The organism is Finegoldia sp. P1-F-LS, from assembly GCF_052932205.1.
The window spans coordinates 20358-45783 of record NZ_JBRFJH010000005.1; the positions used below are offsets into that span (position 1 = coordinate 20358).

General features: G+C 32.3%; 26 protein-coding genes. 25 read left to right on the forward strand and 1 reads right to left on the reverse strand.

Features of this window, described 5'->3' with window-relative positions:
• The 6 genes from yedF to ACU68Y_RS05465 all read left to right on the forward strand — a co-directional run bounded on the left by yedF (position 1) and on the right by ACU68Y_RS05465 (position 3499).
• The gene (gene yedF, locus ACU68Y_RS05440) at positions 1–582 is read left to right on the forward strand and encodes a sulfurtransferase-like selenium metabolism protein YedF (protein ID WP_002838545.1); all 582 of its coding nucleotides are present in this window, start codon (positions 1–3) and stop codon (positions 580–582) included.
• Positions 582–836, forward strand: coding sequence for a DUF3343 domain-containing protein (locus ACU68Y_RS05445; protein WP_002835422.1), 255 nt, complete (start codon positions 582–584; stop codon positions 834–836). The genes yedF and ACU68Y_RS05445 overlap by 1 nt, the downstream gene beginning before the upstream one ends.
• A gap of 3 nt (positions 837–839) precedes the next feature.
• Positions 840–1679, forward strand: a complete 840-nt coding sequence (locus tag ACU68Y_RS05450) for a mechanosensitive ion channel family protein (protein WP_094202564.1) — start codon at positions 840–842, stop codon at positions 1677–1679.
• Positions 1669–1896 (forward strand): DUF951 domain-containing protein, encoded by a 228-nt coding sequence (locus ACU68Y_RS05455; RefSeq protein ID WP_002838581.1) that lies wholly within the window; start codon positions 1669–1671, stop codon positions 1894–1896. The genes ACU68Y_RS05450 and ACU68Y_RS05455 overlap by 11 nt, the downstream gene beginning before the upstream one ends.
• A gap of 17 nt (positions 1897–1913) precedes the next feature.
• Positions 1914–2903: a bifunctional glycosyltransferase family 2/GtrA family protein gene (locus ACU68Y_RS05460; RefSeq protein WP_316517722.1), complete on the forward strand. Its 990-nt coding sequence runs from the start codon at positions 1914–1916 to the stop codon at positions 2901–2903.
• A gap of 122 nt (positions 2904–3025) precedes the next feature.
• Entirely contained in the window at positions 3026–3499 is a 474-nt protein-coding gene (locus ACU68Y_RS05465; protein ID WP_012290412.1) for a hypothetical protein, read from the forward strand.
• A gap of 69 nt (positions 3500–3568) precedes the next feature.
• Here the strand turns inward: ACU68Y_RS05465 and ACU68Y_RS05470 are convergent, their stop codons facing one another.
• Positions 3569–4072 carry a GNAT family N-acetyltransferase gene (locus ACU68Y_RS05470; RefSeq protein ID WP_316517723.1) on the reverse strand — a complete coding sequence of 168 codons (504 nt, stop codon included), beginning with the start codon at positions 4070–4072 and terminating at the stop codon, positions 3569–3571.
• Between the two features lie 139 nt (positions 4073–4211).
• Here ACU68Y_RS05470 and ACU68Y_RS05475 point away from each other — a divergent pair, with 139 nt between their 5' ends.
• The 19 genes from ACU68Y_RS05475 to sufU all read left to right on the forward strand — a co-directional run bounded on the left by ACU68Y_RS05475 (position 4212) and on the right by sufU (position 25321).
• Positions 4212–5393, forward strand: coding sequence for an arginine deiminase (locus ACU68Y_RS05475; RefSeq protein ID WP_012290414.1), 1182 nt, complete (start codon positions 4212–4214; stop codon positions 5391–5393).
• A gap of 2 nt (positions 5394–5395) precedes the next feature.
• The gene (gene argF / locus ACU68Y_RS05480) at positions 5396–6385 is read left to right on the forward strand and encodes an ornithine carbamoyltransferase (protein WP_002838550.1); all 990 of its coding nucleotides are present in this window, start codon (positions 5396–5398) and stop codon (positions 6383–6385) included.
• A gap of 184 nt (positions 6386–6569) precedes the next feature.
• On the forward strand, positions 6570–7796 hold the full coding sequence (locus tag ACU68Y_RS05485) for an O-antigen ligase family protein (protein WP_316517725.1): 1227 nt from the start codon (positions 6570–6572) through the stop codon (positions 7794–7796).
• A gap of 99 nt (positions 7797–7895) precedes the next feature.
• Entirely contained in the window at positions 7896–8729 is an 834-nt protein-coding gene (locus ACU68Y_RS05490) for an MBL fold metallo-hydrolase (protein ID WP_094202570.1), read from the forward strand.
• Entirely contained in the window at positions 8704–9531 is an 828-nt protein-coding gene (locus ACU68Y_RS05495) for a tRNA 2-thiocytidine(32) synthetase TtcA (RefSeq protein ID WP_002838555.1), read from the forward strand. Before ACU68Y_RS05490 ends, ACU68Y_RS05495 begins: the two co-directional genes overlap by 26 nt.
• Before the next feature lie 22 nt (positions 9532–9553).
• The gene (locus tag ACU68Y_RS05500; protein WP_316517726.1) at positions 9554–10747 is read left to right on the forward strand and encodes an FprA family A-type flavoprotein; all 1194 of its coding nucleotides are present in this window, start codon (positions 9554–9556) and stop codon (positions 10745–10747) included.
• Positions 10748–10933: 186 nt separating this feature from the next.
• Entirely contained in the window at positions 10934–12598 is a 1665-nt protein-coding gene (locus ACU68Y_RS05505) for a formate--tetrahydrofolate ligase (protein WP_012290418.1), read from the forward strand.
• Positions 12599–12752: 154 nt separating this feature from the next.
• Positions 12753–13853 carry a glycine cleavage system aminomethyltransferase GcvT gene (gcvT, locus tag ACU68Y_RS05510; RefSeq protein WP_080551593.1) on the forward strand — a complete coding sequence of 367 codons (1101 nt, stop codon included), beginning with the start codon at positions 12753–12755 and terminating at the stop codon, positions 13851–13853.
• A gap of 12 nt (positions 13854–13865) precedes the next feature.
• Entirely contained in the window at positions 13866–14246 is a 381-nt protein-coding gene (gcvH, locus tag ACU68Y_RS05515; protein WP_002838561.1) for a glycine cleavage system protein GcvH, read from the forward strand.
• Entirely contained in the window at positions 14246–15592 is a 1347-nt protein-coding gene (gene gcvPA, locus ACU68Y_RS05520; RefSeq protein ID WP_035111943.1) for an aminomethyl-transferring glycine dehydrogenase subunit GcvPA, read from the forward strand. Before gcvH ends, gcvPA begins: the two co-directional genes overlap by 1 nt.
• Before the next feature lies 1 nt (position 15593).
• Positions 15594–17048: an aminomethyl-transferring glycine dehydrogenase subunit GcvPB gene (gene gcvPB / locus ACU68Y_RS05525; protein WP_002838552.1), complete on the forward strand. Its 1455-nt coding sequence runs from the start codon at positions 15594–15596 to the stop codon at positions 17046–17048.
• Complete coding sequence (gene lpdA / locus ACU68Y_RS05530) at positions 17048–18457, forward strand: dihydrolipoyl dehydrogenase (RefSeq protein WP_002838541.1); 1410 nt, start codon at positions 17048–17050, stop codon at positions 18455–18457. Before gcvPB ends, lpdA begins: the two co-directional genes overlap by 1 nt.
• Positions 18458–18626: 169 nt before the next feature.
• Positions 18627–19829, forward strand: a complete 1203-nt coding sequence (locus tag ACU68Y_RS05535) for a S1C family serine protease (protein WP_002841328.1) — start codon at positions 18627–18629, stop codon at positions 19827–19829.
• 198 nt (positions 19830–20027) lie between these two features.
• Entirely contained in the window at positions 20028–20303 is a 276-nt protein-coding gene (locus ACU68Y_RS05540; RefSeq protein ID WP_002838556.1) for a hypothetical protein, read from the forward strand.
• 115 nt (positions 20304–20418) lie between these two features.
• On the forward strand, positions 20419–21168 hold the full coding sequence (sufC, locus tag ACU68Y_RS05545; protein WP_002838564.1) for a Fe-S cluster assembly ATPase SufC: 750 nt from the start codon (positions 20419–20421) through the stop codon (positions 21166–21168).
• Positions 21168–22580 (forward strand): Fe-S cluster assembly protein SufB, encoded by a 1413-nt coding sequence (sufB, locus tag ACU68Y_RS05550; RefSeq protein WP_446755321.1) that lies wholly within the window; start codon positions 21168–21170, stop codon positions 22578–22580. Before sufC ends, sufB begins: the two co-directional genes overlap by 1 nt.
• 9 nt (positions 22581–22589) lie before the next feature.
• Entirely contained in the window at positions 22590–23639 is a 1050-nt protein-coding gene (locus ACU68Y_RS05555) for a SufB/SufD family protein (protein ID WP_446755320.1), read from the forward strand.
• Positions 23629–24879, forward strand: coding sequence for an aminotransferase class V-fold PLP-dependent enzyme (locus ACU68Y_RS05560; protein WP_446755319.1), 1251 nt, complete (start codon positions 23629–23631; stop codon positions 24877–24879). The genes ACU68Y_RS05555 and ACU68Y_RS05560 overlap by 11 nt, the downstream gene beginning before the upstream one ends.
• A complete protein-coding gene (gene sufU / locus ACU68Y_RS05565) occupies positions 24866–25321 on the forward strand; it encodes a Fe-S cluster assembly sulfur transfer protein SufU (protein ID WP_002838553.1) in 456 nt (151 codons plus the stop codon). The genes ACU68Y_RS05560 and sufU overlap by 14 nt, the downstream gene beginning before the upstream one ends.
• Positions 25322–25426: the final 105 nt, after the last annotated feature.

The window sequence follows — 25426 nt, forward strand, 5'->3', positions numbered from 1 at the left end:
ATGGAAATTGTAGATGCAAGAGGACAAGTTTGTCCAAGACCAATTATTATGACAAAAAATGTATTTGACGAATTAGAAGAAGGTACTGTTAAAACACAAGTTGACGACATGTACTGCGTTGAAAATTTGCAAAAATACGCTAATGGTCAAGGTTTTGAATTCAGTTATGAAGAAACTGATTATGGTTTTGAAACTACTATTGTAAAAGAAAAAGGAGCACAAAAAAAGGTTGAAGAAACTAATGGTAATTTAGTATTAGCATTCTCAACCGATAAAATGGGTGATGGAGATGAAAAACTCGGTAAATCTCTTATTAAATCATACATTTATTCTGTTGCAGAAGCTGATGAAGTTCCAAGTACACTTTTATTCTTCAACTACGGAATTCATTTGACAACAGAAGGATCAGAAGTTATCGACGATTTGAAGAGAATCGAAGAAAAAGGCGCAAAGATTATGACTTGTGGAGCTTGCTTAGACTTCTATGATAGAAAAGAAAAACTTTTGGTTGGTGAAGTTACTAACATGTATGTAATTTACGATACGTTATCAAAAGCAGACAGAAATGTAATTATAAGATAATGGAAAAGATATTATTAACTTTTACATCAGTTAATTTTACAATGATGACAGAAAGTAAACTTGTGAGTATGGGATACGATATTAAAACTATCCCTACTCCAAGGGAAATTTCTGAGAGTTGTGGATTAGCGATTATGTTGGATCCTGATAAAAAAGATGAGATGATAGCATTGAAAAAAGAACTTCCAATCGCAAAGATTTGGTCGTATCTTAAAGTAGATGGAGTAATTTTTGTAAATGAGGTAAAAGAATAATTAATGTTATTTAGTATTCAAAAATTTAACGAAATATTTTATAATTCAGCCGGCCAACTAAATTTGTTGGCCAAGATTTTATTGGCCTTGTTAATTATTGTGCTTACGCAAGTTGTCGTAAGCATTTTAACTACGAGCTTCGATAAATTATTAATGAAAAAAAGAAGTTCCATCGAAGGAAGACAAATCACGGTTACCAAATTATTGAACAATACAATAAAATATTTGATTTATTTTTTCTGTGTAGTTCATGTCCTAGATTTATTCGGGGTTAAAACAGATAAAATATTGGCAACTGCTGGTATCGGTGGGGTTGCAATTGGTTTTGGTGCGCAATTTATAATCAGGGATGTAATCAGTGGGCTTGCAATAATTCTTGAAAATCAATTCAAAGTGACAGATCATGTAATTATCAACGGAATTGAAGGAAATGTTCAAGAATTGGGGCTTCGCGTTACAAAAATCAGAGGATTTGACGGAGCTATTCATTTGATTAGTAACGGTCAAATCAACACAGTTACTAATTTATCTAAAGAAAATCAAAGAATTGAAGTTAAAATGGAAGTTCCAATTAAATATAGTTTGGATCAATACGCAGAAATTGTAAATGAAATTTCCAATGAATTGGTAGACAAGTATACAGATATTGTAAAAAAACCAGAATTAATTGGAGTTACCAAAATGGACAAGAACTCCATGACTATTACGATTTGGGGAAGTTGCAAACCAGAATCACAATATTTGTATCAAAGAGAAATTATTAAAAAATTCATAGAAAAAGCCAAATCAAAATCAATGGATTTGAATTGTTATTTTGTAGCAGGTGATGAAAATGAAATATAAAGTAAATGATATTGTAACACTAAAAAAAGGTCATCCATGTGGCGAAAATAAATGGGAGATTTTGAGAACTGGAGCAGATATTAAATTAAAATGCTTGGGATGCGATAAAATAGTGTGGCTTACAAGGTTAGAATTTAACAAAAGAATCAGAAAAATACAAGATAAAACTGGCAAATTTGTATCTATAGTTCATTACGAACCAGAAGATGACGAATAAAAAAAGATAGGAGAATTATGAATTACGTTGTAATACCAGCGTACAAACCAGACGAAAAACTCACGAAATTGGTGGAGAATTTATCAGAAAACCACCTCAATATAATTGTAGTTAAAGATGGTCCGTGCGATTATGATTTTTCAAAACTTAATAATATAGTTCTTCTAGAGCATCAAACTAATATGGGAAAAGGAGCCGCTCTTAAAACTGCGTTCAAATATTTGAAATCACAACAAGCAAATGGGACTGTGGTTACAAGTGATGCTGACGGACAACATTTGGTGAAGGATATTTTAAAATTAATAAAATTTTCTGAACAAAACAAGGATAAGCTGATACTTGGAGTCAGAGATTTAAAAAGAGGAATCCCGATTAAATCTTTGCTAGGCAACACTATAACGAGAATGGTATTTTATTCTAGTTCATCGAAATACATTAAGGACACGCAAACGGGACTTCGTGCATTCAACACATCACAGCTTGATAAAATGATTGAAATCGAAGGGGACAGATACGAATACGAAATGAATATGCTTTATGAATTTGACTCGGAAAGCATAATGCAAGTTCCTATCGAAACCATTTATATAGAAAATAATGAAACAAGTCATTTTAATGCACTTAAAGATTCAGCAAAAATCTACAAAAGTATATTAAAATTTTCTACGTCAAGTTATTTGAGCTTTTTGGTGGATTATTTTACTTTTATATTGTTATTTTACAAATTAGATGTACAAAGTTTGGTGTTGTCTAATATAATAGCAAGGGCAGTATCAAGCACGTTTAACTTTTATGTGAATAACAAATACGTATTCAAAAACAAAGATAAAATTCTAAAAAAATACATCAAATATGTGACACTCGTAGTGTTCATATTAGCCTTGAATACAGTCGTGTTAAAAATTTTGCAAGCTTTAGGAATCAGAGTCTTTGTGGCGAAAATCATAACCGAAGCTTTGATGTTCATAGTAAGCTACAATATTCAAAAAAGAATAATATTCAAATAGCGCTTTTAATAGAAAAAAATTATAGAATTTTTATTAGAAGTGCTTTTTTAGTTAAAATCTTTAAAATTTTGTAGATTTTTTAGTATTGGATTTGTTGTATAATAATCTTGAAAGGAGTTATTATGAAAAAAATTGGATATTTGTTATTTGCGATTATCATTTCTTTATTAATGGTAAGTTGTGCGCAAAGTGACAAATCAAGAGTCTCTGATGAACTTAACTTAAAATTAGTTAAAGCAAATCAAATCATGAAATACGATGATCACGGAGCAATGGGAGATGGGACAAGATTTATAACATTTGAATTTGGCAGCAACGATACATTGAATCAGATAAAATCGGATAGTAAATGGAAGAAATTTCCGTTGGATAAAACAACGAAAACTTTAATGTATGGAGATGAAAAAACATCATCTTATGTGACAGATAATAATTCCAGATTGCTTTTTCCAGAAATTTCTGAAGGTTATTATATGTTAATCGACAGACAAGAAGACAAGAGTCAAAATATCTTAAAACGTTCATCTTTAAATTTTACACTTGCAGTTTACGATACAAAATCTAATACTTTGTTTTTTGCAGAAATTGATACTTAAAATTATAGATTGAAAAAATAGCAAACCAACGGTGGACAATCCTCACGCAAATGGTTTGCTATTTTTATTTTATTTCAATGATTTTTCGAATGCTATTCTCTCATCTGTTTTTCTGATATAAACTATTCCACATTTTTGAAATCCGTTTTTTTCTATAAATCTTAGCATGGATTTGTTATCTTTGTGTGTGTCAACTCTGATGGAGTCGTAGTTTAGTTCTTTTAATTTATCTTCAAAGAAATCCAATAAATTTTTGGCTACATTTTGTGACTTGAAATCAGGGTGAACAGCTATTCTGTGAATTACCCCATATTTTCCATCAACTAGCCATTGTCCATCGATGTTTTTGTAATCATCATCCCCATCCAAGACCAACACAGCCATTCCCACGACTTTTTTATCTATTTCTGCTACGTATAATCTATTTTCTTTCAAATCAGTTAAGAATACATCTTCATTGGGATAATTTTCGCTCCATTGATTTATTTTATTTTCTTTCATGTATGATTTGGCTTTTTCTACAATTTCCATTATTTCAGAAATATCATTTTCATTTGCAATTCTTGTTATCATTTTTTCACCTCGTTTTATCTCAAATTTTATCATATTTTAAATAGTATTTTAATATTAAAAAAATTTCGATATTTTTGTGTTAAATTTTCTCACAAATGTGTTATAATTTTATGTGGAAATCAGTTAAGGAGGCAGCATATTGAAACCAAATATTTACTCTGAGATTGATAAGTTAAAATCTGTAATAGTTCACAGACCGGGAGAAGAATTGAACAATTTGACTCCTGATTTTATGGAAGAGTTATTGTTCGACGAACTTCCTTACTTGGAAAATGCTATCAAAGAACATGATTTTTTCTGTGAAACTATGCGTAATGAAGGTATTGAAGTATTGTACCTAGAAGATTTGGCTGCAGAATCTATTGAACAAGATGACGTTAGAAAACAATTTATTGAAGATTTTCTTGAAGAATCGGGAAATAAATCCGCAGATGAAATCAATTTACTTAGAGATTTACTTACAAATATCTCAGATGAGAAAGAATTGATACTTAAAACTATGTCAGGAGTTAGATTGGATGAAATCGGTATTAATGACGAAAGCGGAAGACTTTTGGCTGTTAATCCAATGCCTAACTTGTATTTCACAAGAGATCCATTTTCTTTTGTGGGAAATTGTGTAAGTATCAACAGAATGTGGTCGGAAACTAGAAATAGGGAAACGCTTTACGCAAAATATATTTTTACTTACAATTCTAGATTCAACGATATTGAAAAGATCTACGATAGAACTGAAGATACTTCTATCGAAGGCGGAGATATTTTAATTTTGAACAGCGAATGTGTAGCTGTTGGTATTTCTCAAAGAACACAAAAAGAAAGTGTAGACAAATTCGCTAAGAATTTATTAGAAAAATCAGATTTCAAATTTGTTTTGTCTTTCAAAATTCCTAACAAAAGAGAATTTATGCACTTGGACACTGTGTTCACAATGATTGATAAGGGAATTTTTACAGTTCACCCACTAATCGAAGGACCTTTGTATGTTGAAAAGTTGTATCTTGAAGATAGTACTTTACAAAGAGAAGTTCAAAAGGGTTCATTAGAAGAAATTTTATCTTCAAATTTACACGTTGATAATGTTAAAATTATAAGATGCGGTGGAACAAACCCAATCGATCAAATGCGTGAACAATGGAATGACGGTTCAAATACTTTGGCGATTGCACCAAATACTGTTATTGTTTACGACAGAAACAATGTTACAAACAGCTTGCTACAAGAAGCTGATGTAAATATAAGAACTATTAAATCAGGCGAATTATCTAGAGGACGTGGGGGTCCAAGATGTATGAGTATGCCATTTGAAAGGGAGATGTAATTATGTTAAAAGGAAGAGATTTTTTAACTTTAAAAGATTTCACTAAAGAAGAAATCGAACATTTACTAGATGTAAGTGCTGCATTAAAAGAAAAGAAAAGAATGGGTATTGTAGGAGAAACTTTAAAAGGCAAGAATATTGTTTTGTTATTTGAAAAAACTTCTACTAGAACAAGATGTTCATTTGAAACAGCTTGTCACGATGAAGGTGGTAATGTAACATTCTTAGGTATGAATGATAGCCAATTCGGTAAGAAAGAATCTGTAAGAGACTCTGCTTTAGTATTATCAAGATTCTACGATGGTATCGAATTTAGAGGATTTGACCATGCAACTGTAGAAGAATTAGCAAAATATTCTTCAGTTCCAGTATGGAATGGTTTAACTGATATTTATCACCCAACACAAATCTTAGCAGACTTTTTAACTGTAAAAGAAAACATCCACAAAAACTTAGACCAAGTTAAATTCGTTTATGTTGGTGATGGTAGAAACAACATGGCAAACTCTTTAATGATAGGAGCTGCTAAATTAGGTATGGAATTTGTAAATCTTGCTCCAAAAGAATTACATCCATCAAATGAAATGATGAACACTATCCAAGAAATAGCTAAAGAATCTGGTGCAAAAATCACAGTAACTGATGATTTCAATAGCTTAAAAGGTGCAGATGTAATCTACACTGACGTTTGGGTATCAATGGGTGAAGAAGATCAATTCGAAGAAAGAATCAACCTACTTAAAGATTACCAAGTAGATATGAAGAAAATTGAAATGACTGAAAATCCTAACGTAATCTTCTTACATTGCTTACCATCTTTCCACAACTTAGAAACTAAAGTTGGTCGTGAAATCCACGAAAAATTTGGCTTGAGTGAAATGGAAGTAACTGATGAAGTATTCTACAGTAAATATTCAAAAGTATTTGATGAAGCTGAAAACAGAATGCACACTATCAAAGCAGTTATCGTTGAAACAATTGGTAATAAATAAATTTTAATTTTTAAGAGGTAACTTTCACGAGTTATCTCTTTTTTTATTGAAAAAATATTGCAATTTTCATAAATTTTTGGTAAAATATCTTGTCATTGTCAATAGTTACGATTTGTCAAAATACGTGTATTATTGCGAATTTTTGATATTATATAATTAGAGGATTTTGAATGAGAGGTGAGATATGAAAAGTTTATACAATAGAATACTAGATTACAGTACGGACCAAAAATTAATTCTGTTGACTGCGATTACAATGTTTATGCCGTTTTATATTGGAATAAGCGTTTTAATTGTAGATATGTTTTATTTTGTATACCAAAATAAATTCAAGAAAATTTTTGATAAGTCTAATCTTTCTGTATTTGGATTGATTTTTGCTGTGTATTCTTTGGTAGTAAGCATTGTGTTCAACAATACTTATGGAATACTTGCGACAGTTGGAATGTTTGTGCTTTTCGTATTTTTGCTCTTTATTAGAAAAAATATGACAGAACAATTTATGGAAGATTGTATGTTAATCATCATGATGTTCGCATCGATATGCTTTTTGATAACATTGACTCAGTATTCGATTATTTTGAAGGACAATTCTTTCAACTACACTCAATTTATGAAATACATCAGCGAGAACAGAACAACTGTTGGAACATTTTTCTTCAATGCAAATTACTATGCTATGGTATGTTCATTGGTTGGAATTATCAGTGCGTACAAATATTTTTCGACAGAATCATTTGAAAGATTATTTTCTTTTGTGGTTGGTGTTTTAAGTGTTCTCACATTATTAATCACAGATTCAAGAGGAGCGATGTTTGCTAGTTTCGTGGCGGTATTTGCTCTTACAATTATGATGAAGAAAAGAAAATATACTATAGCAATTATTTCCGTATTTGCATTAGCTTTTGTTGGAATTGTAGCTTTAGGAAGAATGGATTTGATTCCGAGAGTTGATAAAATTGGATTCGATATGGGCCTTAGAAGATCGATTTGGATTAGTGCCATTGCTGCTTTCAAGAAGAACTTCATAATTGGCGTTGGTCCACTTGGAATTCACAATATTTATACTACAATAAGAGATCGTGCAATACTTCATTCGCACAATTTGTATTTGGATATTTTGGTAAATTACGGACTTATAGGAGCTGGATTGTTGATTCCTATTATTTATCAACTATTTCGAGAAATTAAAAGTCTGTATTCACAAAAATACACCAAAATGATTATTGCAATGGTGATCATGGTTATGATTCACAGCATGGTGGATGTTACAATTTTTTGGACACAAACATCATTCATATTTTTAACATTTGTAGCTGGAGTCGGTGAATTATCAACAGTTCCAGTTTCTGAACTTAGTTTGTTCAAGGCTAAGAAATCTTTTAAAACAAAAAATATTTATGAAAAATAAAATAAAATTTACAAGATAGTTGGTAAAACTTGCCAGCTATCTTTTTTACTTTAAAAAAAATTCAATATCAATTATAATATTAAATAAGGAGGATTTTTAATGAGCTTTAAATTTTGTTCGCTATCAAGTGGATCAAGCGGAAATAGCGAATATATAGAGACTGAACACTCCAAAATTTTAATCGATGCAGGTTTTAGTGGAAAAACAATTGAAAACCTACTTAAATATATAAATGTTGATCCAAGTGAATTAGATGCGATTTTTGTGACACATGAACATGCAGATCACATTAAAGGGATTGGCGTATTGAGTAGAAGATACAATCTTCCAATTATAGCAAATACTGAAACTTGGTATGCTATGGATAACAAAATAGGGAAAATAAATGATAAAAATATTTATATCTTCGAAAATAATAGACACATTAATTTTAAAGATTTGGATATTTTACCTATCAAAACTAGTCACGATAGCGCAAATAGTTGCGGATATGTGATTAGCAAGGACAATAAGAAATTATCTATAGTTACTGATACTGGAATTATCGAAGACAGCGTTTACGAAGAAATTAAAGATTCAAATCTTTTTTTTATTGAAGCAAATCACGATATTGATATGCTAAAATACGGAAGCTACCCTCCAGCATTAAAACAAAGAATCTTGTCAGATCATGGACATTTGTCAAATGATTCTTGCGCATATTTATTGGGAGATATTTTAAGAGGTAATCATGAAGTTATTCAGTTAGCGCATTTGAGTAAGGAGAACAATACTCCAACAAAAGCGTTGAGTACTGTAGAAGGTTATTTGAAAAGTTTAGGACTTGATGTTGGAGAATCTGTAACTTTGGAAGTTGCAGAAAGATACAGTCCTAGTAACATAGTGGATTTAGAAAAAATGGAGATATATGCAAAGAACTGTACAAGAAGTTGAAAGAGCAATTATAAAAAAATATAGAAAACACATTTGGTCGAAGTTTATCAAGGCGATAAAAGAATATGATCTTATTCAAGATGGAGACAAAATCGCCGTTTGTATGAGTGGAGGCAAGGATAGTTTGCTTCTTGCGAAATTATTTCAAGAACTTCAAAAACATGGAATGAATAATTTTGATCTTGAATTTATAGCGATGAATCCAGGATACAGCGAAGAAAACACTAGACTTGAAAAGGAAAATTTTGAAAAGCTTAACATCCCTTATCACATGTACGATACAGATGTATTTAGTGTTAGTGAGAAAATTTCATCGAACAATCCATGCTACATGTGTGCAAGAATGAGAAGAGGAGCACTTTATTCAAAAGCAAAAGAGCTTGGCTGTAACAAAATGGCATTAGGACATCACTTTGATGATGTTATAGAGACTATTTTATTGAACGTTTTGTGTTCTGGAAATTATAAAACAATGATGCCAAAACTTCACTCGAATAATTTTGAAGGAATTGAACTTATTAGACCGATGTATTTGATTAGAGAAGAATCTGTAAAAAGTTGGTTGAATTATTCAGGATTAAAAGCATTAGATTGTGCTTGTTCTGTAACTAAAAAAACAGAAGGATCCATGAGAAAACAAATTAAACTATTAATTGCAGAACTTTCAGATAGAGGATTTACGAATGTAGAAAATTCGATTTTTAAATCTAGTGAAAATGTTGATGTATCCAGAATACTTGGGTATGAATATAATGGAGAAAAGCATAACTTTTTGGATACTTATGGTGAAAATGATTTATAATCGTTAATTTATAGGAGGAAATATGGGAGTAGAACCAATTAAAATCCAAGAAAATTTGTATTACTTGGGAGTGAACGACAGACAGACAGAATTTTTTGAGAACATGTGGCCATTGCCTTACGGAGTTGCTTATAACTCATATTTAATTACAGGCGAAAAAACTTGTTTGATGGATACTGTAAAAGTTAGTAAAAGTGATGAATTTGTAGATAATGTTAAGGCGATATTAAAAGATAGAAAATTGGACTATTTGGTAATTCATCACATTGAACCAGATCATTCAGGATCAATTCCACAAATTTTAGATCTTTATCCAGATATAAAAATAGTTGGAAACAAGAAAACAAGATCTATGTTGAATGACTATTATGAAATTGATTCAGATCATTTTGTTGAAGTTGGAGAAGGCGATGTACTTGATTTGGGAGATAGAAAACTTACATTCTATCTAACAGCAATGGTTCACTGGCCAGAATCAATGGTTAGCTACGATGCTGAAAATAAAATTTTATTCTCACAAGATATTTTCGGCGGATTTGGAACTAATGACGGAGCAATCTATGATGACGAATTAGATTACGATTTGAGAAGAACAGAATTCAGAAGATATTATACAAATATCGTTGGAAAATATTCTCAAATGGCTGTACGCGCTATAAACAAATTGTCTTCTCTAGATATCGAAACAATCTGTCCAGTTCATGGTTGTATTTGGAGAAAACAACCTTCAAGAATTGTAGAAGATTACACTAAGTGGGCAACTTATGAAGTAAATGAAGGAGTTGTAATAGCTTATGCATCAATGTATGGAAATACAGAATTGATGGCAGATCAATTAGCTAGATATTTGGCAGACGAAGGCGTTAGAAATATTGAAGTAATGGATGTAAGCAAAACTCACGAATCTTATATACTTTCAAATTGCTGGGAAAAGAAATCATTAGTATTAGGATCTTGCACATACAACAACACTGTATATCCAGTAATGAATAATTTATTGAACATTTTGAAAATGCAAAAATTAAAAAATCATGTGGTTTCTGTTTTTGGATCATTTGGATGGAGCGGTGGCGCTGTCAAAAATCTAAAAGAATTTGTTGAAGAAGGAAAATTCGAAACAACAGAAACAATTGTTGAAGCAAAAGGTCGCATGAAAGAAGAAGACGATCAAGGCTTAAGACAAATGGCAAAAGAAATTGCAGCAAAAATTAAATAATAAATTTTTAAAAGCCAATCATTAAATGATTGGTTTTATTTTTTATTTGAAAAATGCGTTAAATTAATAATAATTATCAAAAAAATAAAAAAAAGCGTTTTTTAGTGTTATTATTAAATTAAGTTGGGTATAAATTAGATAGTGGTTATTAGGTTAATAGCTAATTAAAATAAAAATTTGGAGGTAATGTTTATGGCTACAGATGTAGAAATTGCTCAAAAAGCGAAATTAGAAAAAATCAGCGTGATTGCTGAAAAAATGGGATTAACAGAAGAAGATTATGAACAATATGGTAGATATAAGGCAAAATTAGATTTAAATCTTTTTGAAAAAAATAAAGATAAAAAAGATGGTAAATTAATTTTGATGACAAGTATTAACCCTACACCAACTGGAGAAGGTAAAACAACTATGAATGTTGGTTTGGCAATGGGACTTAACAAAATTGGCAAAAACGCTATCTCAGTATTAAGAGAGCCATCTTTAGGACCAAACTTCGGTATGAAAGGTGGAGCTGCAGGCGGTGGATATGCACAAGTAGTTCCAATGGATGAAATCAACATGCACTTCACAGGTGACTTCCACGCAATTACTACTGCAAACAACTTGATTTGCGCTATGATGGACAACCACATTCACCAAGGTAATGCGTTAAACATAGATCCAAAACAAATCTTAATTAAAAGATGTATGGATATGAACGAACGTGAATTAAGAGATATAATTATCGGAGTTGGCGCAAAAGGTAACGGAGTTATGCGTCAAGATGGTTTCGAAATTACTGTTGCAAGTGAAATCATGGCTATTTTATGTCTTGCAAAAGATTTGAAAGACTTAAAAGAAAGAGTTGGAAATATTCTAATCGCTTTCGATAAAGAAGGTAAACCAGTTTATGCAAGAGACGTTAAAGCTGATGGTGCAGTAGCATTAGTTATGAAAGAAGCTATCAAACCAAACTTAGTTCAAACATTAGAACACACTCCAGCAATTATTCACGGTGGACCATTCGCTAACATTGCACATGGTTGTAACTCTTTAATAGCTACTAAATTAGGATTGAAACTTGGAGATTACGTTGTTACAGAAGCAGGTTTCGGTGCTGACTTAGGAGCAGAAAAATTCTTCGATATTAAATGTAGAAATGATTTACATCCAAACATGGTATGTATCGTAGCTACAATAAAAGCATTAAAACATCACGGGGAAGCAGAAGATTTCAAAGTTGAAAATGTAGAAGCTTTGGAAAAAGGATATGCTAACCTTAAACGTCATATTGAAAATATGAAGAAATACAAAGTTCCAGTAGTAGTAGCAATCAATAGATTTGCAACTGATACAGATGCAGAAATTAAGAAATTAACTGAATTAGTTGAAGCAGATGGAACAAGAGCTATTTTCTGTGATGTATGGGCTAAAGGTGGAGAAGGAGCTAAAGAATTAGCAGAATATGTTGTTGAAAATACAAAAGAAGAAAACGACTTCGAATTCTTATATGACCTTGAATTACCTATCAAAGAAAAAATCGAAAAAATTGCAAAAGAAATTTACAGAGCAGACGGCGTAGAATTCAGTGCAAAAGCTAAGAAAAAATTAAAACAAATCAAAGAATTAGGATTAGACAATTATCCAGTATGTATGGCTAAGACTCAATACTCATTCTCTGATAATAAAAAATTAATCGGAGCTCCAACTGGATTTACAATCACAGTAAGTGATTTCAAAATCTCAAGAGGTGCCGGATTTGTTGTTGCATTATTAGGATCTGTAATGACAATGCCAGGTTTACCAAAAGTACCTTCAGCAGAAAATTGCGATGTTTTAGATGACGGTACAGTTGTAGGATTATTCTAGAAAATTTAAAAGCCTGAATTTGTGTGAATTTAATGAGGTTTATAAAATTTCTATAAATTCAGGCTTATTTATTCTCACAATTAATAAATTTTGTTACAAAAACTAATAACTTTTATGGTACAATAGTTGTGAAAAGGATTATAAGTAAAAGGAGATGCTTATGAGTACAAAAAAAACTCCTCTATATGAGGAACACAAAAAATTAGGTGGAAAAGTTGTTGACTTCGCTGGTTTTTATTTGCCAGTAGATTATGAAGGTTTACAACAAGAACACGAAGCGGTAAGAAACAACGTTGGCCTATTTGATGTAAGTCACATGGGTGAATTTACTGTTAAAGGCAAAGATGCATTGAAATTTATCAACTATGTTTGCACAAATGATTACTCTAAATGTGCAGATGGACAAATCCAATATTCTTTATTATTACACGAAGATGGCGGAATGGTTGATGACTTATTAGTTTACAAAAACAACGATGAAGACTTTTTAATGGTTCCAAATGCAGCTAATACTGAAAAGGACTTCAAACATATTTCTAAATATGTAGATAAATTTGACGTTGAACTTAAAAACATTAGTGATTCAGTAGCTGAAATCGCTATTCAAGGTCCTAAAGCTGAAGAATTATTACAAAGATTAGTTGATTATGATCTTTCTAAAATCGAATACTATCATTTCGTAAAAGATATTAAATATAAAGAATACGATGTACTAATTTCTAGAACTGGTTATACTGGTGAAGATGGATTCGAAGTTTATGCAACTGCTGAAGCAATTGTAAAATTATGGAATGAGTTATTAGAAAAAGGAAAAGACTTAGGTGTTAAACCATGTGGTCTTGGATGTAGAGATACATTGAGATTTGAAGCAGCAATGCCTTTATATGGTAACGAACTTTCAGATGAAGTATCTCCATTAGAAGTTGGCTTGAAGTTTGCAGTTAAAATGGACAAAGACGACTTCGTTGGTAAAGCAAAAACTCAAGAAAAAATTGATGCAGGAATAAACAAGAAACTTATTGGTATCGAAATGCAAAGCAAACGTATCGCAAGACAAGGTGCTGAAGTTCAAAAAGATGGCAAGACTATCGGTAAAGTAACTACAGGATACCTTTCACCAACATTTGGCGTATGTTTAGCAAACGCATTTGTAGATAAATCAGCTGTAGCATTAGGTGATGAAGTAGATGTTGTTATCAGAAATAAACCAGCTAAAGCAACAGTTGTTAAAAGAAAATTTTTGGATAGAAAATAGGGGGAAAAGAAAATGGCAGAAGTAGCAAAAGATTTATTGTACACAAAAGATCATGAATGGATTAAAGTAGACGGAGATGTTTATGAAATTGGTCTTGCAGATTATGCACAAGACAGTTTAGGAGACATCGTATACGTTGAATTACCAGATGTAGATGATGAAATTGATGCAGAAGACTCTGTAGCAAGTGTTGAATCTGTAAAAGCAGCATCAGAAGTTTATACTCCATTTGCTTGTACTATAGTAGAAGTTAATGAAGAATTAGACGATGAACCAGGCAATATCAACAAAGCTCCATATGAAAGCTGGATTGCTAAGGTTAAATTCGAAGACTTCGATGAATCTAAACTAATGAATTCTGATGAATACGAAAAATTCTTAGGAGAATTATAATGTATCCATACATCTCAGTTACTGATCAAGAAATTGAGGAAATGCTAAAAACAATTGGCATTTCCTCTCTAGATGAACTATATTCAGACGTTCCTGAAAATGTTCAATTTAAAGGCGAGTTAAATATTCCTAAAGCAAAAAGTGAAGAAGAAGTTAGAAGATACTTCAAAGACATTTTTGCTAAGAACATATCTACTGATGATAAGGTTTGTTTCTTGGGTGGTGGAGCTTATGATAGATACGTTCCTTCAGTTATCCCAGCAATGGCAAGCAGAAGTGAATTCTACACTTCATATACACCTTACCAACCAGAAATAAGCCAAGGTACTCTTTCCTATATTTTTGAATATCAAACAATGATGGCAAACCTTACTGGTATGCCAATATCAAACGCTTCTTTATATGATGGTGGAACAGCTATCACAGAAGCAGCTTTGATGACTATCCAAAAGTCCAAAAAATCTAAAATTCTATGTGCTGACACAGTTAGCCCTTCAGCAAAAGAAATATTGTTGACTTATTGTCACGATAGAGGAGTTGAAGTAGAATTTGTTCCTATGAAAGATTTATTAACAGATATGGACGAATTGGAAAAAATGATGACTGACGAAGTTGGTACAGTTATCGTTCAATCTCCAAACTATTACGGATATATCGAAGATGTTAAAAAATATGAAGAGTTGACTCACTCTATCAAGAAAAACTACTTGATTATGTCAGCAGATCCAATGAGTTTAGGCTTATTAAAGAAACCATCTGAATACAACGTTGATGTTGTTGTAGGTGAAGCTCAACAATTCGGAGTTAACTTACAATATGGTGGACCTTATTTAGGATATATGTGCTTTACTGATGAATTTGTTAGAAAATTCCCTGGCCGTGTTGTAGGACAAACTACTGACGAAGACGGCAAGAGATCATTCGTTTTAACACTTTCAGCAAGAGAACAACACATTAAACGTGATAGAGCAACTTCAAATATCTGTTCTAACCAAGGTGTTAACTTACTTGCAGCAAGTATTTATTTATCACTTTTAGGTAAAGCTGGTATTAAAGAAGTAGCAACTCAATCATTACAAAAAGCTCATTATCTATTTGACGAATTAAAGAAATTAGATAATGTTAAAGTTCTTAGTGAAAAACCATTCTTTGATGAATTCACTATCGGTTTTGACAAAGACACTGAAGAAGTTAAGAAAGCATTATTTGATAAAGGATTCTTAGCTGGAATTAGCATTAAAGAAGCTACAAATGGATGTGGCAATGGTTTAATTATTGCTGTAACTGAAAAGAGAACAAAAGAAGAAATGGATAATTTCGTAGCAGCAGTTAAGGAGGTATTATAATATGGCTTATAATAAGTTAATATTTGAATTATCACAACCAGGTAGAACTGGATATAAACTTCCTGAATTAGACGTAGAAGAAAAAGATAACTTAATTCCTGAAGAATTTTTATCAAATGAAGAATTAGATTTACCAGAAGTTAGTGAAGTTGACGTAGTTCGTCACTATACTAACCTTTCAACTCTAAACTTCGGCGTAGATACAGGTATGTATCCATTAGGATCTTGTACAATGAAGTACAACCCTAAAATCAATGAAGAAATTGTAGCAAATCCAAAACTTGCTCGTCTTCACCCAAAACAAGACGATTACCAAGTTCAAGGTGCATTGGAAGCAATGTATACTTTACAAAAATCACTATGCGAAGTATCTGGTATGGATTATATGACATTACAACCAGCAGCAGGTGCTCACGGTGAAATCACTGCTATTACAATATTCAAAAAATATCATGAAGTTAATGGTAATTCTGAAAAGAATGAAATCATAGTTCCAGACTCAGCTCACGGTACTAACCCAGCAACAGCTGCAATGGCTGGATATAAAGTAGTAGAAGTTAAATCAAATGCAAATGGTGTAGTTGACGTTGAAGACTTAAGAAAAGTTGTAAACGAAAAAACAGCTGGTTTGATGTTAACTAACCCTAATACTTTAGGTTTATTTGAAACTAAAATCAAAGAAATCGCTGAAATAGTTCACGAAGCAGGCGGATTACTATACTACGATGGAGCAAATGCTAACGCCATTTTAGGACACGCAAGACCAGGGGACATGGGATTCGATGCAATCCACTTCAATGTTCATAAAACATTCTCTACACCACACGGTGGTGGAGGTCCAGGTGCAGGTCCTGTAGGTGTTAAGAAATTCTTAAGAGAATATTTACCAAAACCAATTGTAGAAAAAGATGGAGATAAATATTTCTTAGATTACAGCATGGAACATTCTATTGGTAGAATGAAAGACTTCCAAGGTCACTTCGGAATTTTAATGAGAGCATTGACTTATATCCTAACAATGGGTAGCGATGGATTGAAATGTGCATCTACTACAGCAGTATTAAATGCAAACTATCTACAAGCTCAATTAAAAGATGACTATAACTTACCACACGACTTCATCTGCAAACACGAATTCGTATTAGGCGGATTAAAGGATGATTGCGATGGACAAGTTAAGACATTGGATGTAGCTAAGAGACTGTTAGATATGGGATTCCATCCACCAACAGTATACTTCCCATTAATCGTTCACGAAGCATTAATGGTAGAGCCTACTGAAACTGAACCAAAACAAACTCTTGATGCTTTCGTTGCTGCAATGAAACAAATTGCACAAGAAGCAAGAGAAAACAAAGATATATTATTAGAAGCTCCTATTACAACTGTTGTTAGAAGACCAGATGAAACAGAAGCTGCTAAGAATTTAATATTGACTTTCAAAAAAGGAGAATAATGACTAAAGATATCATTATTATCGGCGCTGGACCTGGTGGCTATGAAACAGCCATCAGGGCATGCCAGCTCGGTTTAAATGTAACTTTAATCGAAAAAGCTGAAGTAGGTGGTACATGCTTGAACAGAGGATGTATACCTACTAAAACTTTATGGAAAATTGCTGATTTGTATAAAGAAATTAGAGAATCAGAAACTTTTGGAATTGAAGTTAATGACCATAAATTATTAGCCGATAAAATTAAACAGAGAAAAACGGAAATTATCGAAAGACTTAGAAGTGGTGTTGAATACCTTTTCAAAACTTACGATAATTTAACTTTTATTAGAGGAGAAGCTAGCTTTAAGGATAATAAAACTGTTGTTGTGAAGACTTTGGAAGGAGAAACTAAAGAACTCACAGCAGATAAAATTATCATAGCTACTGGATCCAAAGACTATAAGCCAACTAATATTGAAGGCATCGACCATCCTAGAGTTTTGACATCAACAGGACTTTTGGAATTAGAAGAAATTCCAAAATCTATGGTTGTTATCGGAACTGGCGTAATAGGAATGGAATTTGCATCAATATATTCACAATTTGGAACTGAAGTTACTGTAGTTGGTAACAAATTGTTGAAAACAGAAGATGGCGAAATTCAAAAACGTCTAAAATCAATTTTGAAGAGCGATACTTTGAAGTTTGTAACGGGAGTTTACGCTAAGAAAATTGTTGAAGAAGACGGAAGATTAAAAATCATTAGTCAAAAAGTTGGCAAAGATAAATTCGAAGAAACTTATGCAGACTACGTTCTTGTAGCGAGTGGTAGAAGCAGTAATACAGACAATCTTGGACTTGAAAACACAGATATTAAAACTGAAAATAATGCTATTGTTGTAGATGAAAATCTTCAAACAAATGTTGAGGGCATTTACTCCATTGGAGATTGTGTTTATAAGAACACTCAATTAGCTCACGTTGCAAGTAACCAAGGTAAAAATCTTGTAAGAGAATTTTCTGGAAAAGATAGAAATATAAACATGGACATAGTTCCAGCGGTTGTATTTACAGTTCCAGAAATTGCATCTGTAGGTCTAACTGAAGAAAAAGCAAAAGAACAAAACATCGATTATGTAACAAGCAAATTTATGTATCAAGCTAATGGTAAGGCATTGAGTTTGAATGCTACAGAAGGTTTTGTAAAGATAGTTGCTACAAAAGATTTATCTAAGATTTTAGGTTGTCATATAATTGGTCATGATGCATCCACTATTATTCACTTCGCTGCAATCGCGATGAACAATAATGTTGGAGTAGAAGGTTTATCAGCAATGATTTACGCTCACCCAACTATTAGTGAAGTGTTCATGGATTCTGTTGAACAATTAGAAGGATTATCTATCAATACGCCAAACCCTAACAAATAAATCAAATCCTCGTATTTAATTTCTATGAAGAAATTGATACGGGGATTTTTTAAAGTTTACAAAAAGTCAAACATAAAGTTTGATTTTTCGTAAACTTTAGTACACTTTTACTCACAGTTAAAACACATTTGATTGATAAAGTATAAGTATCAAAGATGGAGGTGCAAATATGGACAGAGACCCTTACTCTGATTACAATGATTATATAAGAAAAAGAAGAGACGGCTTAAGTGAGAGAAAAGTCGAAAATATGATTAAAAAAGAAATCGCTAAGAACAAACCTAAAATTGGTTGGCTCAAAGCATTAACAATATTTTTATTAATTTATTCTTTGGTTATGAGTTATTTTGTAGTTAAAAATATGACTGGAATTACTGAGACTATTAACAAGAATGGTCAAGTGGAAAGCAGTACTATTTCTATAAAAAACAGTAGCGTTTCAACAGAAAATGCTGTAGCTAAGAAATCTTTGGATTCTGTTGTTGGTATTACAACTGTAGGAGTCCAAGAAAATATGTTTTTCCAAGGCAGAGTTGTTGAAGGCGTTGGTAGTGGTGTTGTTGTTAGCAAAGATGGATACATTTTAACTAACGCACACGTTGTGCAAGATGGTAAAGCCGAAAAAATTGACGTTTTACTTACAAATGGCAAGAAATCATCTGCAAAATTATTGTGGTATGATACAACTTTGGACCTTGCAGTAATAAAGACTGACTTAACAGGGTTAAAACCAGTTGAAATGGGAGATAGCGACAAAGTTCAAATAGGAGACAAGGCAATTGCTATCGGTAATCCACTTGGATTGGATTTGCAATCAACATTGACTAGTGGATATATTTCTGGAAAAGATAGAACAATCACTTTACAAAATGGCTTACAAATGGACGGATTGATGCAAACAGACGCAGCTATCAACTCAGGTAACAGTGGTGGTGGACTTTTCGATCAAGAAGGTAAATTAATTGGTATAAATACTGCAAAAGCTTCTGCAGAAGGAATTGGATTTACTATTCCAATCAATGTGGCAAAGTCTATTGTTGATAATATTATTACAGGTGGATCTTTTGAAGGAGTTAAGTTGGGAATTAGTGGTGTTGATGTCAAGACTTTCCAACAAGCTACTGGTCAAAAATTATCCATTGACAAGGGAATTTATGTAGTAGAAGTTGTAAAAGGATCTTCTGCACAAAAAGCTGGCGTTACTAGAGGAGATATCATAACGAAAGTAAATGGTAAACAAATCAATACGATGAGTTCTTTGAAGAAGGTATTGCTTGAAGTTAGACCGAAACAAAAAGGCAAAATTACAGTATACAGAGATGGTAGTACAAAAGATTTGGATATTGAATTTAGTACTTTAGAACAAAAATAAGTTATCACGTTTTTTCCTTCCTTAATTTGCGTGAGATTTGAAATATATAAATTTGAAAGCGGTAGTGAGAGCTATCGCTTTTAAATTGTAAAAAACAAGAAAAATGAAAAAAACTATAAATTTCAAATTTTTCTGTTTTGCTATTTACACAATGAATTAATTAGTATAAAATATGGGAAGGTTGAGGAGGATAGAAATTTGAAGCAAATTTATTCTGTAAAAATGATTTTGAAATACAAGACAGATGTGTCGATATATGAAGAAGATATTGTTCTTATAGAAATGGAAAGCATCGATGAATTAAAAGACAAATGCTTGGAATATGTAGATTTGATCCAAGAAGATTTGAACGATCATGAATTTGTAGAATTGCATAAGATTGTGAATTGGAATTTATCTAATGAAAAATTTGATAGCTCTATGAATTTCAAAGAAGTATATTCCGAATTTATAGATGAAGACGAAATTGCATAGTAAAATAGTAGGTTTTTGCTTAAAGACTTAACTATTTTGCTATTTTCGTGTATAATATAGTAGGACATAAAATCTCTTATATATATATTTATTACATAACTGTAAGGAGGTTATTATGTCAAAAAATTTATTAACTATTAAAGACTTATCCGCTAGGGTAGGCGATAAAGAAATATTAAAAAACATAAATTTAAATATAAACTATGGTGAAGTTCACGTTATTATGGGGCCTAATGGTTCTGGTAAGTCAACTTTAGCCAATGTTATTTTGAACAATCCACAATATGAAACTACTTCAGGTGATATTTTACTTGATGGAGAAAGTATTATGGATTTATCAACGGATAAAAGAGCCAAAAAAGGTATTTTTATGTCTTTCCAAAATCCAATGGAAGTTTCAGGCATTAGTGTAGAAAATTTCATCAGAAGTGCAAAGATTGCAAAAACTGATGAAAATATAGGATTCTTAGAATTCAGAGAAGAACTGGAAGATAATATGGATATACTTGAATTTGATCATGGATATTCTTCCAGATATTTGAATGTCGGTTTTTCCGGTGGTGAAAAAAAGAAGAATGAAATTCTACAAATGTTAATGCTACAACCAAAATTAGCAATCCTTGATGAAACAGATTCTGGTCTTGATGTTGATGCGGTTAGAACTGTATCAAAGGGTGTAAGAGAATTCTTAAATGAAAATAATTCTGTTATTGTTATCACTCACCACAAGGAAATCTTAAAAGAAGTTAAACCAGATTTCGTTCATGTAATCATGGATGGTAGTATTGTAAAAGAAGGTTCTAGCGAACTTTTGGATCAAATTGAAGAAAAAGGATTCAATTGGATTAGAGAAGAGGTGAAATAATGGCACCTACAAAGAGGACTCAAGTTGATGAAATGGATAGAGGTATCTATGACATCAAGAATAAATTTACTTTTAGAAAGAAAACCGAAGAGGGTTTGACTCCTGAAATCGTAAGACAAATTTCAAAAGAAAAGAAAGAACCTCAATGGATGCTTGAAAAAAGATTAGAAGCTCTTGAAATTTTCTATAATTCAGAAGATCCTGAATGGGGTCCTGATTTGAGTGTCGTTGATATGGATAAGGTCACAACATATATTAGACCTGATGCAGACATGTCTAGCGACTGGAATGAAGTTCCGGAAGAAATCAGAGACACTTTTGATAAGTTGGGTATCCAAGAAGCTGAAAAAGAAATGATGTTAAGTGGGGTTGGTGCGCAATACGATAGTGAGGTTGTGTATCACAACATTCAACAATCTTTGGTTGACCAAGGAGTTATATATACAGATTTTGATACAGCTCTTAAAGAACATGAAGATATTGTTAAAAAATACTTTGCGAAATCAATCACACCAAGACTTCATAAATACGCTGCACTTCATTATGCGGTATGGTCAGGTGGATCATTTGTATATGTTCCAAAAGGAGTAGATGTTAAGATTCCACTTCAAAGTTATTTTAGATTGAATGCTCCAGGAGCGGGTCAATTTGAACATACAATGATTATCGTAGAGGATGACAGTTATTGTCACTTCATCGAAGGTTGCTCAGCTCCAAAATACAACGCATTAAACGTGCATGCGGGTGCAGTTGAAATATTTGTTGGAGAAAACTCTACTCTTAGATTTTCTACAATTGAAAACTGGTCACGTAATATGTACAATTTGAACTCAAAAAGAGCAATCATTGAAAAAAATGGTAAGGTTGAATGGATTTCTGGTTCGTTCGGATCAGCAGTATCTATGCTTTATCCTTCAAGTGTCTTGAAGGGAGAAGGCGCAAGTAGTGAATACACTGGTATTTCATTTGCAGGACGCGATCAAAATTTAGACACAGGCGCTGTTATGATTCACGCAGCTCCACATACTACAAGCTATGTAAACAGTAAGTCAATTTCTAAATCAGGCGGTATTAGTGTTTACAGAGGTTTGGTAGACATAAAAGAAAATGCTTACGATTCAAAATCATCAGTAAGCTGTGAATCGTTAATGTTAGATAACGAAAGTAGATCAGATACAATTCCGGTTGTTAAAATAGCGAATAAACATGTCGATTTAGGACATGAAGCATCTATCGGTAGGATAGATGATCAAGTTATTTTCTATTTGATGACAAGAGGTATTCCAGAAGAAGAAGCAAAATCAATGGTAGTTCGTGGATTTGCTGAACCAATAGCGAAGGAATTACCTATGGAATATGCGGTTGAGATGAATAATTTGATTAATCTTGAATTAGAAGGAAGCATAGGATAGGAGTTGTATATGGAACAAATTAAAGGAAATAGACTGGGATTTAAAACTTTCAAATATTTGAAAGTCAACGATACAGAAATAAATCTTCCAGATATAGATATAAAAGAATACAGAATAGACTCTGATCCAGTAGAAGCATTGGATAACAAAGATTTTGGTGTGTGCCAAGAAGCTTTGGATATGAACGAAAAATCGGGAAATCTATTCAAAAAATATAAAACAGAAGAAAATCAAGTAAAAGATTTCGGAGTTATCGAGTTGGTAACTGATAGAGAATATGATATTTTGTTGGATACTCATAAAATTGTTGCCGAAAAGAACTCGAGTTTACGAGTTGTACTTGATTACAGAGATAATGACGACAACAAGAAATTCAGAAGTTCAGTAATAGAAATCAATGCAAAAGAAAACAGTAATGTTGAAGTATTCGTAATACAAACAGAAAAAAACACGACAGCATTGGAATCAGTAATATTGAACTTAGATGAAGAAAGTAATGTAATCCTTAGTCAATACGAATTAGGTAGCAAGGACAATTATGTCAATACAAAAGCTAATTTGAATGGAAAGCATTCTTACTTGGATATCAACAGCATTTATTTCACACATGGAGAAAACTCATTGAATATGCTTTATGAAATAAATCATTTTGGAAAAGAATCCAAATCTTCATGTATTGTAAATGGTGCATTAAAAGAATCATCTTACAAAAACTTCAAATCAACTCTTGATTTCAAAAAAGGTTCCATGGGTTCTACAGGAACAGAAGAAGAATACGCAGTTTTATTATCAGATGATGCAAAAAGCTTGTCAGTTCCTATACTTTTAGCAGGAGAAGACGACGTAATAGGAAATCACGCAGCAAGTGCAGGTAAGATTGATCAAGACATGCTATTTTATATAATGAACCGTGCTATATCCAGAGATGTAGCAGAAAGTATGATAGTTGAATCAAAATTTAGCGAATCTTTGAGCAAATTAGATGACGAAAATTTGGAAGAAAAATTACTTTCATTCATCAGAAAAAAGATGGCAAAGAGGGAATTGGATGTTAGATAAAAAGCAAGTAGAAGATATAAGAAAGGACTTTTTGTATTTGAGTAAAGAATACAAAAATCCGATAGTTTATTTGGACAATGCAGCTACCAGCCAAAAACCGATACAAGTTATAGACAGCGTAAGTGAATTTTACAAATATGAAAATGCAAATCCTCACAGAGGAGCGCACACATTAAGCGTTTTATCGACAGATGTTTACGAATCTGGAAGAGAAAAAGTCGCGAAATTCATCAACGCAACAGATTCTTCAGAAATAGTATTCACAAGAAATACTACTGAATCTTTAAATTTACTAGCTTATTCGTATGGGTATGAAAATTTAAAAGAAGATGATGAAATTGTCATATCAATAATGGAGCATCACAGTAATTTAGTAACTTGGCAAGAAGTTTGCAAGAAAACAGGCGCCAAACTAAAATACTTGTATGTAGACAAGGGAAATATGCAATTGGATTTTGAAGAATTCAAGAAAACAATCACTGAAAAAACGAAAATTTTCTCGATAACACAAGCATCAAACGTAGTGGGAACTATGCCCGATGTTGAAAAAATGATAAAATACGTTAAATCAGTAAACAAGGATTGCATATGCATCGTGGATAGTGCACAATATATTCCACACAACAAAGTTGACGTACAAAAATTGGGATGTGATTTCCTAGTATTTTCAGGTCACAAAATGCTAAGCATAATGGGAGTCGGAATACTTTATGGAAAGAAAGAATTGTTGAACAACCTAAAACCATTCTTGTACGGTGGAGACATGATTGAATATGTATTTGAAGACAAATCATCGTACTTGGATGCGCCTGGAAGGTTTGAGGCCGGAACACAAGATGTAGGAGCAGTAAAATCACTAATCACAGCGATTGATTACATCGAAAAAATAGGAATCGAAAACATTAGAGATTATGAAAAAGCATTGATGGATTATGCTTATGACAAAATCAAACAAAAATCAGATATTATCGATGTATACACAACAAGTGATACTCACAGATCTCCAGTTTTAGATTTTAACTTTAAAGAAGCTCATCCACATGATGTTGCAAGTATTATGGACAGTTACGGAATTGCAATCAGAAGTGGCCACCATTGTGCACAGCCGCTTCACAGATATTTGAAGACGAATTTCTCATGCAGAGCAAGCTTTGCATTCTATAATACATTTGAAGAAGTTGACTTTTTCATTGAACATCTTGAAGACGTAAGGAGATTGATGAGAATTGGAACTAGGTAGTTTATATACAGAATTAATATTGGAAAAAAGCAGGGATAAATCAAACAGACGTGAATTGGAACATCCAACTCATTGCGAGTTGGGACACAATCCTAGCTGTGGAGATGAAATCACATTGCAATTGAAAGTACAAGATAACACAATTGAAGACATTGCATACACTGGAATGGGTTGTGCAATATCACAAGCATCCACATCCATTATGTGCGATGTAATCAAAGGTAAATCGGTAAATGAAGCAATAGATTTGTGCAACAAATTCATCTCAATGATAAAAGGAGAAATCACTGACAGAAAAGAGCTAAAAGTTCTGAAAGATGCAGTGTGCTTCCAAAGCATATCCACATTACCAGCGAGAGTAAAATGTGCTGTTCTTTCATGGTACACATTAAAAGATATGCTTGAAAATGACAAATCAGAAGGATCATTTATTCCTGATTAATAGACAATAAAATAGATAATAAATTTTCAACTGATGAAACGTGGGGTTCATCAGTTTTTTTATGCAATAAAATAGCCCCTCAATCTGTATTTCAGATTTTGGGGC

Coding starts and splice junctions, on each gene's coding strand:
- yedF (WP_002838545.1), top strand. CDS start 1: ATGGAAATTGTAGATGCAAGAGGACAAGTTTGTCCAAGACCAATTATT.
- ACU68Y_RS05445 (WP_002835422.1), top strand. CDS start 582: ATGGAAAAGATATTATTAACTTTTACATCAGTTAATTTTACAATGATG.
- ACU68Y_RS05450 (WP_094202564.1), top strand. CDS start 840: ATGTTATTTAGTATTCAAAAATTTAACGAAATATTTTATAATTCAGCC.
- ACU68Y_RS05455 (WP_002838581.1), top strand. CDS start 1,669: ATGAAATATAAAGTAAATGATATTGTAACACTAAAAAAAGGTCATCCA.
- ACU68Y_RS05460 (WP_316517722.1), top strand. CDS start 1,914: ATGAATTACGTTGTAATACCAGCGTACAAACCAGACGAAAAACTCACG.
- ACU68Y_RS05465 (WP_012290412.1), top strand. CDS start 3,026: ATGAAAAAAATTGGATATTTGTTATTTGCGATTATCATTTCTTTATTA.
- ACU68Y_RS05470 (WP_316517723.1), bottom strand. CDS start 4,072: ATGATAACAAGAATTGCAAATGAAAATGATATTTCTGAAATAATGGAA.
- argF (WP_002838550.1), top strand. CDS start 5,396: ATGTTAAAAGGAAGAGATTTTTTAACTTTAAAAGATTTCACTAAAGAA.
- ACU68Y_RS05485 (WP_316517725.1), top strand. CDS start 6,570: ATGAAAAGTTTATACAATAGAATACTAGATTACAGTACGGACCAAAAA.
- ACU68Y_RS05490 (WP_094202570.1), top strand. CDS start 7,896: ATGAGCTTTAAATTTTGTTCGCTATCAAGTGGATCAAGCGGAAATAGC.
- ACU68Y_RS05495 (WP_002838555.1), top strand. CDS start 8,704: ATGCAAAGAACTGTACAAGAAGTTGAAAGAGCAATTATAAAAAAATAT.
- ACU68Y_RS05500 (WP_316517726.1), top strand. CDS start 9,554: ATGGGAGTAGAACCAATTAAAATCCAAGAAAATTTGTATTACTTGGGA.
- ACU68Y_RS05505 (WP_012290418.1), top strand. CDS start 10,934: ATGTTTATGGCTACAGATGTAGAAATTGCTCAAAAAGCGAAATTAGAA.
- gcvT (WP_080551593.1), top strand. CDS start 12,753: ATGCTTATGAGTACAAAAAAAACTCCTCTATATGAGGAACACAAAAAA.
- gcvH (WP_002838561.1), top strand. CDS start 13,866: ATGGCAGAAGTAGCAAAAGATTTATTGTACACAAAAGATCATGAATGG.
- gcvPA (WP_035111943.1), top strand. CDS start 14,246: ATGTATCCATACATCTCAGTTACTGATCAAGAAATTGAGGAAATGCTA.
- gcvPB (WP_002838552.1), top strand. CDS start 15,594: ATGGCTTATAATAAGTTAATATTTGAATTATCACAACCAGGTAGAACT.
- lpdA (WP_002838541.1), top strand. CDS start 17,048: ATGACTAAAGATATCATTATTATCGGCGCTGGACCTGGTGGCTATGAA.
- ACU68Y_RS05535 (WP_002841328.1), top strand. CDS start 18,627: ATGGACAGAGACCCTTACTCTGATTACAATGATTATATAAGAAAAAGA.
- sufC (WP_002838564.1), top strand. CDS start 20,419: ATGTCAAAAAATTTATTAACTATTAAAGACTTATCCGCTAGGGTAGGC.
- sufB (WP_446755321.1), top strand. CDS start 21,168: ATGGCACCTACAAAGAGGACTCAAGTTGATGAAATGGATAGAGGTATC.
- ACU68Y_RS05555 (WP_446755320.1), top strand. CDS start 22,590: ATGGAACAAATTAAAGGAAATAGACTGGGATTTAAAACTTTCAAATAT.
- ACU68Y_RS05560 (WP_446755319.1), top strand. CDS start 23,629: ATGTTAGATAAAAAGCAAGTAGAAGATATAAGAAAGGACTTTTTGTAT.